The 7,958-nt window shown below is 63.1% G+C and carries 6 protein-coding genes and 1 pseudogene; 2 read left to right on the top strand and 5 right to left on the bottom strand.

The window, feature by feature from the left end; genetic code table 11:
• Nucleotides 1–208 precede the first annotated feature (208 nt).
• Together AC52Q4_RS02255 and fdxA are read left to right on the top strand one after the other, a co-directional pair.
• Nucleotides 209–778, top strand: coding sequence for an SCO family protein (locus AC52Q4_RS02255; RefSeq protein WP_495535178.1), 570 nt, complete (start codon nt 209–211; stop codon nt 776–778).
• A gap of 102 nt (nt 779–880) precedes the next feature.
• Nucleotides 881–1,204: a ferredoxin FdxA gene (fdxA, locus tag AC52Q4_RS02250; protein ID WP_495535177.1), complete on the top strand. Its 324-nt coding sequence runs from the start codon at nt 881–883 to the stop codon at nt 1,202–1,204.
• A gap of 27 nt (nt 1,205–1,231) precedes the next feature.
• On the opposite strand, the gene AC52Q4_RS02245 is transcribed toward fdxA, so the two are convergent.
• From AC52Q4_RS02245 to AC52Q4_RS02225, 5 genes and pseudogenes are all read right to left on the bottom strand, one after another.
• Entirely contained in the window at nt 1,232–2,461 is a 1,230-nt protein-coding gene (locus tag AC52Q4_RS02245; protein WP_495535176.1) for an MFS transporter, read from the bottom strand.
• Between the two features lie 43 nt (nt 2,462–2,504).
• Complete coding sequence (locus tag AC52Q4_RS02240; protein WP_495535175.1) at nt 2,505–3,479, bottom strand: phospholipase A; 975 nt, start codon at nt 3,477–3,479, stop codon at nt 2,505–2,507.
• A gap of 189 nt (nt 3,480–3,668) precedes the next feature.
• Entirely contained in the window at nt 3,669–4,658 is a 990-nt protein-coding gene (locus AC52Q4_RS02235; RefSeq protein WP_495535174.1) for a DUF4340 domain-containing protein, read from the bottom strand.
• A gap of 2 nt (nt 4,659–4,660) precedes the next feature.
• The gene (locus tag AC52Q4_RS02230) at nt 4,661–7,555 is read right to left on the bottom strand and encodes a Gldg family protein (RefSeq protein WP_495535173.1); all 2,895 of its coding nucleotides are present in this window, start codon (nt 7,553–7,555) and stop codon (nt 4,661–4,663) included.
• A pseudogene (locus tag AC52Q4_RS02225) lies at nt 7,548–7,958 on the bottom strand (ABC transporter ATP-binding protein); the annotation flags it as partial. The gene AC52Q4_RS02230 and the pseudogene AC52Q4_RS02225, both read right to left, overlap by 8 nt.

Raw genomic sequence — 7,958 nt, 5'->3', positions numbered from 1 at the left:
CATCATGCTCATGGCACCCCATGAGCCGTTGCAACCCGGCGGGACCACGGCGGTAACCTTTGAATTCGCCGACGGCTCGAGCCGTCGCGTGGAGTTCCTCATCCAGGGACCGGCCGCGCGAGGCTTCCCGGAGTCGAAGTAAGCCACTGTCACCGAAGCGATGCATCACGCTGGAAGAACATCGCGCGCGCTGCTACAGGGGCTCCTCGTGGTGACGGGCCTCCTGTTGATCGCGGCCTGCAGCCGGGCGCCCCACGAGTTTCAGCTCATGAACGTGACGGGCACTCAGGCCGATCTGGCGCTTCTCAACGCGCCGACGGCCCAGGGCGAGACGGTTACGGCAAATGACCTGCGGGGCAAAGTCGTGGCGATGTACTTTGGCTACACACACTGTCCGGACATCTGCCCCACCACGCTCGCCAAGCTGCAGGCCGTCACCCAGCGGCTGCGCGATACGGCGAAAAAGCTGCAGGTCGTCTTTATTACCGTGGACCCCGAGCGCGATACGCCGGCCGTGCTCAATCGCTACATCGGTTCGTTCAGTCCGCAATTCATCGCCGTGCGGCCGAATGCCGAGATCCTGCCCGAATTGACGAATCGTTACCATTTGACCTTCAGCTACGCGCAGCCCGATAGCTCGGGCGGCTACGCCGTCAATCACACGAATGCGCTGCTGATCTTCGATCAAACGGGCGAAATGCGCCTGATGGGCACAACTGAGGACACCGTCGAGGGCATCGCCGGAGACATCGCGTACTTGATCAAACACCCCGCCTGATCGGCGTACGACCAGCGGGTGGATTTTCCCTTGAGCCTGTAGGTTGATGCATCCGACGTGCCTACTTAGCATACGGGGAACGGATAATCTGCGGAGAGGGCCATGACCTACGTCGTCACCGAGAACTGCATCAAGTGCAAGTACACGGACTGCGTGGAAGTATGTCCGGTGGACTGCTTCCACGAGGGGCCGAACTTTTTGGCTATCGATCCCGAGGAGTGCATCGACTGCACGTTGTGCGAGCCCGAATGCCCCGCCGAGGCCATATTCTCGGAGGATGACCTGCCAGAGGAGCAGCATCATTTCCTCGAGCTCAACGCCGAGCTGGCCCAGAAATGGCCCGTCATCACCGAGATGAAAGACTCACCCAAGGACGCCGAGGAGTGGGACGGTAAGCCGAACAAGCTTCAGTATCTCGAGCGTTGAGTCCGACCGCGAGCCTGACCGGCCGCCTTATCGGACTCGCTCCGGGGCTCGCACGGGATCGTGGGCACGAAAGTTCCGATTGTAGAGCACCAGATAAGCCGCCTGCATTCCAACCGCCAGATAAAAAGGCGCCGCAAGTGCACCGCCGGCAAACAGGATACCCGCCAAGGCAGGTCCGACGGCCTGCGGAAGCAGCATGGAAACCAAGGACACGCTCGCTGCCACGCCACGTCGGGCGGCAGCCACCAACCCGATGTTGAGGCCCTGTCGCGCGCCGATCGTGCCCAAATTGAGCGCGGTACGGATGATATGCAATGCGGCCGCTGCGGCGAAGCTCGGCACCAAGGGCAAGGCCAACAGCAGAACCAGCGCGAGCGCCCGTGCGCCGATCACCGCCTGCATCACGCCCACTTTCAACGTCAGGCGACCGGTACCGAGCGAGGCGAGCGCGGCAGCCGCGAACGCGAGTGCCATCACCGGCGCGATGTTCCCTGGACCCATGCCGAACCGCAGGTTGAACCAGTAAGCAATCAATGGCCCGGTCAAGCCGATGCCCAGTCCATTGAGGGCGTTGATCCAGGTCAAGCGCATTAGCAGCCGATTCTCGCTTCGCCGCGTGCTTTGCGACGCCGCCGGCATCCGTCCAGGCTCGAGCCGGAAACGGCGCCGCTCCCGCGTCGGCAGCACCGTGATAAAGGCGGCCAGCGACGACAGCGCCACCAGCAGAAACACTGGCCGATAAGCCAATGCGCCCGGCAGCCAGCGGGTGCTCAGATCCGGCGACATCCCCAGCAGTGCGCCCAGAGCCAAGCCCGCCAAGCCCAACGCCACGCTTACACTATATAATTGGCTGCGCCGCCGGCGCGGTAGCGCATCGGACAACCAAGCCTGCTCCGCCGGAGCCAATGGCGTGCTCGGACCGCCGCGCCCGAAACCGCCGATAACGCTCAGCGGCACGAGGACCCAACTCTGGGCACTCGCCGCGACACCAAGCGCGCAACCGGCAACCACCAGATCGTAGCCCAGCACAAACCGGCGGCGTCCATAGCGGTCGCAGAACCAGCCGGCTACTGCGGTCAGCACCACCGCAAAAGCGAGCACGCCGGCGAGCAGACCGCCAATCGCCGCTGGACGCCACCCCAGGGCATGCAGATATAGCGCGAAATCCGCACTCAGTGCACCCTGGCCAACGGAGCGCAGCGCGCGCGCGAGGAGCAGCCGGCGCACCGTGTAACGAAGTGAGGATCGCGCGCTCATCGGCGTTCTGGCCTGGCGCGCATGAGCACAAACGCTAGCATCGTCATAGCCAGTCGAGCAGCGAGAGCCCTAGGCTGAAACGATTGTTGACATGATCGTAATCGGTGAGGCTCTCGCCATAGCCGTAAAACCATTGCATATAGCCCTGCAGCGGGCCGCCCAAGGGAAATACCCAGTTGGCCTGCACGGCCCCGCGCGGCTCACCGAACTCGAGATTGGAGCGCAGCATCAGGCTGAAAGTCTGGCGATTGCGCCGGTAAACTGCCAACAATTCGCTGCGGCCCACGAATTCCTCGATGTTGGGGTTGTCGTCGTTGCTACTCTCCTCGGGGATACGCCACCACCCGCGCAGCTGGAGGCCAAAGCTGCCATTGTCGAACAACACCCCGCCGATGAGGCGATTCCAGCTTCTGGAAAGGGGTTCCGAGCGTCCGTTGGATTGATGGTTCAGGCTCAGCGTGAGCAGCTGGCCGTGAAGCCCGAAAAGCCGGTAGTCCGTTCGCAGCGAGTAGATGAGCTCCGGCTCGTAGTTTGTCTCGCGAAACGGCGAAGAGAACTCTCGGTTGTAGGCCTGCCAGAACGAGAGCTGAGTATAGCCGAACCAGAGATCGCCGCCGTTGACGAGAAGATTGCGCCAGAGTGGCGACTTGAAACTGAACTGGAATTTGACCTCCAGGTTGTCGATGTCGGCATTGACGCCGCTGCCCGAGGGATCCTCGTTGGGCCAGGTGTTGTAAGAGACCGGCAAGACGTAGACGGGCTTGTAAGGCGTGAAAAACCGCGCCCAGCCACTGTGCGACATCCACCGCCAGCGTTGTGCCATCCCGCCGCCAGCCGGCCTGCCCCCTCCCCGCTCAGGCTCGGGCCCGGGCTCGGAATCGGCTTCGTCACGGGCGAGCGCCGCGTTCGGGGCCGCGTCGGGGGCACCCGGCGCCGGCGTCTTGTCGGCGGGCACACGGCCGACGGCATGGTCATAACATTGCAGTCGCGCCTCGGCATCGTCCAGTTTGGCGCACACTTGCATTTCCGAAACATCGAGCGCCAGTACTGCGGGTGGCATAAGGGCAAGCACTGACAAGCCGAGCCACCGCGCTAGCATCCGGGTAGGCTCCCGTGTGAACCGCGCGGGCAAATGGGTTTCAACACGACCCTCGCCGGCGCGTGCTCCAGTCGAGCGCGCCGTGCCGTATTTCCGGCCTCGCAAGCATCAGGAACGGGAGTCCGTGTTGTCGCTGCCTCGCTTGACCGCGCCGCTCGCGGCTCTCTCGCGTGGAGCCTTTTCCGTCTCCTTGGCGAGTGCATCGGGCTTGAGGTCGTGGATTTCATCGACGACCTCCTTGCTTACACTGAAGACATAGTCGCTAGTGGAAGTCCGCAGCAGATAGTCATCGCCCTGACCCGCCTTGCTGAAGCTGTAATGCACCCGATTCCCATTCTTCAGAGTCAGCGTGTAGCTCAACTCGGACACCGCCTCGCCGGGGGATTGCTGCTTCTTTCCCCGCACGTCGTCGAACGTGAGAGTAGTCAGTCTATCAACGACTTGAGCGGCCTTCTCCGCATCCGTGCCGTTGCCGCCGCTCGGCCCACTGAGCTGCCATTGGTGGTCGTCGGTGCGCTGCAGTGTGAACGACGGCAAATCGATGCGAACGATGTCCGCGCGTTTCTGCCGCAGCTGATTACGATCCAGCCAATCACTGGGTTCGCTGCTCGCCTGCCAGAGCCCGAAGGCAATTTCGTAGACCGCCTTCTCCCCCGCGGCGCGGGCAAACACCTGATCGGGTCCCGCCGACTCCCCCAAATAGAGGGTCGTCAGCGTCTCCTCGCCCTGCTTTAGGGTAATGCGGCGCTCGAAATCCTTTGCGCCGACATGAAAGCGCCGGCCGGCATCCTCCGTGACCGCGACCGGCAGCCGCGGCTTGAGATCGCTGAGTGCTGAGAGGAAGCCATCCACCTTGGAGCGGTCCGCCGGAAAACCCTCACGAGAGGGCACCGTCCAGCGCTGCCCGGACTTGCGCAACGTAACCGAGCCCTGCTCAGCGGTGTCTATCACGATGCGCTCGACGTGATCACGTTCGAATGAGACCAGCGCTTGGCCCGATTCGGCGAGCGCCAACGGGCGGGTGTTCCAGAACAATGCACCGGTGAGCAACAGCTGCGCTGCGAACACACCTGCCAAAATGAGATTCAGCCGTTTCATTCTCAGCCCTTCGCCTCTTCCAGCACGGCACGGTAATAGCGCTCCCGGCGCCGCCGCGCGAAGCGCTGCAGGCCGAAGACAATCGCCAAACCGCCGAGCGCGGCCGCATAACTGAGATATTCCCAGAACCGTTGCGTGTCCTGCGATATGGGCTTGAGCAACCGCGAGAAGTGGCTGCGAGCGCGAATCGCGAGCAACCCCGGTGCTTCCAGCGACCAATCGATGGCGTTTTGCACGAGTTGCACCGGGTTGAGGTATTGCGTGCGGGTCGCATTGGCGATCAGATTCAAAGCGGCATCCGAGAGAAAGCTGCTGGATCCGAACACAATGAGACGACCGGAGGCGGGCGAGCGTTCGATCACGCCAGTGACCCCGGGCTCGCTTTCCTCGACGGCCGCACCCGCCTCGCCACTCTTTTCCGCGCTCTCGTGCTCGTCATCCTGGAGCAACGGCGAGGGTTTGTCCTTGAAGTACGACTGAAACCGCCCCTGTACAACGGCCGCTAGCAGCTTGCGGCCGCGGCCCTCGCCGCTCGCGAACCCCGTGTTCGCGTAGCGCTCGAAGTCCGGTTCGATGGTTTCGGAATCCGAGGTCCACGCCCGCGGCGAGCTTTGCAGCACGCGGAGCACCTTACGCCTCTCATCCTCCGAGGGCTCGATGCGCAGCGGCGAGGCCCAGCTCATGGTCACCTGATTGAGGCCTGCCGTGACCGGGCTGCTGCTCGGCAGACCATCCTGACGGATATCCGCCAAGTACGGGTAATCCAGGCTGCGTATCTCCTGCACGCGCAGGCCACCCACGGTGCGTTCCACCGGGATGGGCAGCGCGACGTTCTGGGCATCGAGGACCAGGGTTTCCGCGATTTCGATGCCCTTGCCGGCGAGCCACTCCTCGAGCCCGGTCTGGCGCTTGCTCACCGTAAGCCCTCCGCGGCCAAGGGCGATATCGAACGGCGAAGCCGCAAGCACCACGGTGCCGCCGCGCATGAGAAACTGGTCGATGGCGAAGAGCTGTTTTTCATTGAGCTCCCAGGGCGCGACCACAAGCAGCAGATCGGTGGCCGCCGGCACCCGGCCCGACTTCAGATCGCTCTTGCGCACGGCCGCGTTCTCCCGCAGTTTCGCCTCCAGTGTTTGGAACTCCGCCATGCGCTGAGCGTAATAATCGCGCGCTCCAGAAGGCGTATACAGCGTGATGGTCTTCAAAAGGCCCGTGGCGAAGCGCTTCAGCCCCGCCTCGATGCTTCGTTCGAGCCCGGCCTTGTCCAGTCCCTCCGGCAACGGCACGGGCACCGTCTGATCACCACGCTGCAGGAGCATGTAGAAGTAGAATCGGTTCGGATCCATCAGGCTCGTCACCATGGGCTGGAAGCCGTACTGCTGCTCGATCTTTCGCGCGAGCCCGCCGCCGCCGGCCTGGGGATCCCGGATCCGGACCTCGAACATCCCCTGCGAGCGAGCCGTCAACTCATCCAGGATGGTATCCAGATCCTCGCGCAGCTTCACCAGATCGGCCGGCAGTCGCTGATCACTCGACACAAAGGCGTGGAAGGTCACCGGCTCGCTCATATGGCTGAAAACGTTGCCACCCCCTTGGTAGGCGTAGATCACCTTCTTGATGGTACGGGTGATCTGGTACTCCGGGTTGCGCAGTTCCGCCTGCAGCCGCCGATCCGATTCGCCCTTGACCTCGACCAGATCGCGGAAATTCAAAGTTCCGTACTGATCGCCATATTTCACCAGAACATTGAAGTACGAGTTGACCACGCCCGCCTGGTACTTGCTCTCGGTGCGAAACGGCACCGCCTCGATGCCGTAGCGCTCGTTCGCCTCGCGCTCCAGCTTCGCGTCTTGCTGCGGATCGACAAAAGACACGTGAACCTGCCGACCCCCGGCCACGGCATACTCCTTCAGCAGGTTCTCGAGTTGCGGCACCAGCGGCGCCAGCAAGGGATGCGTTTTGGCGCTGAAATAACCGCGTATGATCAGCGGCTCCTGCAGTTGCGAGAGGTAGAGCCGGGTCGCGGGGGAAATCGAATAGACCTCACCGGCCGTCATGTCCGCACGTGCCCAGCCGATCGGCTGAAGCCAGAAGTTAGCGACCACGAAATTGGCGATGAACAATACCGCCGTCACCCGCCACTGGCGGTGCCTGCCGTGCGCGGCCGAGCCCGATCCCGCCCAGCGCAGCCGCTCCAGAGCGTAGACATTGAGCGTCAGGAACACGCCGATCAGACTCAAATAGTAATAAAGATCGCGCAGATCGAGCACGCCACGGGTGATCGAATCGAACCGCGCCCCCGTGCCGAGGAGCGTCAGCGTATCCGCGACCCGCTGCCCGAAGAGGTCCGTGAGCGTACTGGAGCCGATGAGATAAAACACCGCACAGATCAGCACGCTGCCGATCAGGCTCACGATCTGGTTATCGGTGCGCGAGGAGACCCACAAGCCGATTGCGGTGTAAGCCGCCGCGAGCAGCAATGTCGCCAGGTAGCCGCCAACCACCGGACCCCAGTCCAGCGGTCCCAACAACGAGACCATGATCGGCAGCGGCAACGTCAGCAGCAACGCCACCGCAACCAGACCGACACAGGCAAGGAACTTGCCGAGCACCAGACGCAGCGCGGAGACCGGCAAGGTCATCAGCAATTCAAGCGTCCCCGAGCGACGCTCCTCGCTCCACATCCGCATGGTCAGAGCCGCCACCAGGAAGATGAGCAGCAGCGGCATCCACTGAAACAACGGCCGGAGATCGGCAAGATCACGGGCGAAGAAGGTTTCCACCCAGAAAAATACGAACAGCGTCACCGCCAGAAAAGCCGCCAAGAAGATATAGCCGACCGGCGAACCGAGGAAAGCCGCCATCTCCCTGCGCGCGACCCGCAAAACGTCAGGCATGAACACCCTCCTCGGCCTCGTTGATCTCGCGGAACACCGTCTCGAGCGCCATGACCTCCGGTTGCAGGCGGTAGAGGGCGAACCCGTTTTCATGGACGGCACGCCCGAGCGCGCAGGCAATACTCGCGGTATCGCCCTGCTCGAGCTCCAAGCGGTAGGTGTAACGTCCTTGCTCCGCGCCCAACTCCTCGATGCGCTTCACCCCGGCGAGCGCGGCAAGCACCGCGCGCGCCTGATCGGGCGCGGCGCTCACGCAGAGCTCCAGGCCGTGTGCCCGACCGATCTCACTGAGCTTGGCGTCCAGCGCCAAACGGCCCTGGCGGATCATAAGCACGCGGCCACACACCGCCTCGACCTCCTGAAGGATGTGAGTCGACAACAGCACCGTGGCGTGCTGCGCGAG

The organism is Nitrococcus sp., from assembly GCF_059432795.1.
The sequence above is the reverse complement of the archived record's forward strand: the minus strand, read 5'-3'. Positions and strand labels throughout refer to the sequence as shown.

Coding starts and splice junctions, on each gene's coding strand:
- fdxA (WP_495535177.1), top strand. CDS start 881: ATGACCTACGTCGTCACCGAGAACTGCATCAAGTGCAAGTACACGGAC.
- AC52Q4_RS02245 (WP_495535176.1), bottom strand. CDS start 2,461: ATGAGCGCGCGATCCTCACTTCGTTACACGGTGCGCCGGCTGCTCCTC.
- AC52Q4_RS02235 (WP_495535174.1), bottom strand. CDS start 4,658: ATGAAACGGCTGAATCTCATTTTGGCAGGTGTGTTCGCAGCGCAGCTG.
- AC52Q4_RS02230 (WP_495535173.1), bottom strand. CDS start 7,555: ATGCCTGACGTTTTGCGGGTCGCGCGCAGGGAGATGGCGGCTTTCCTC.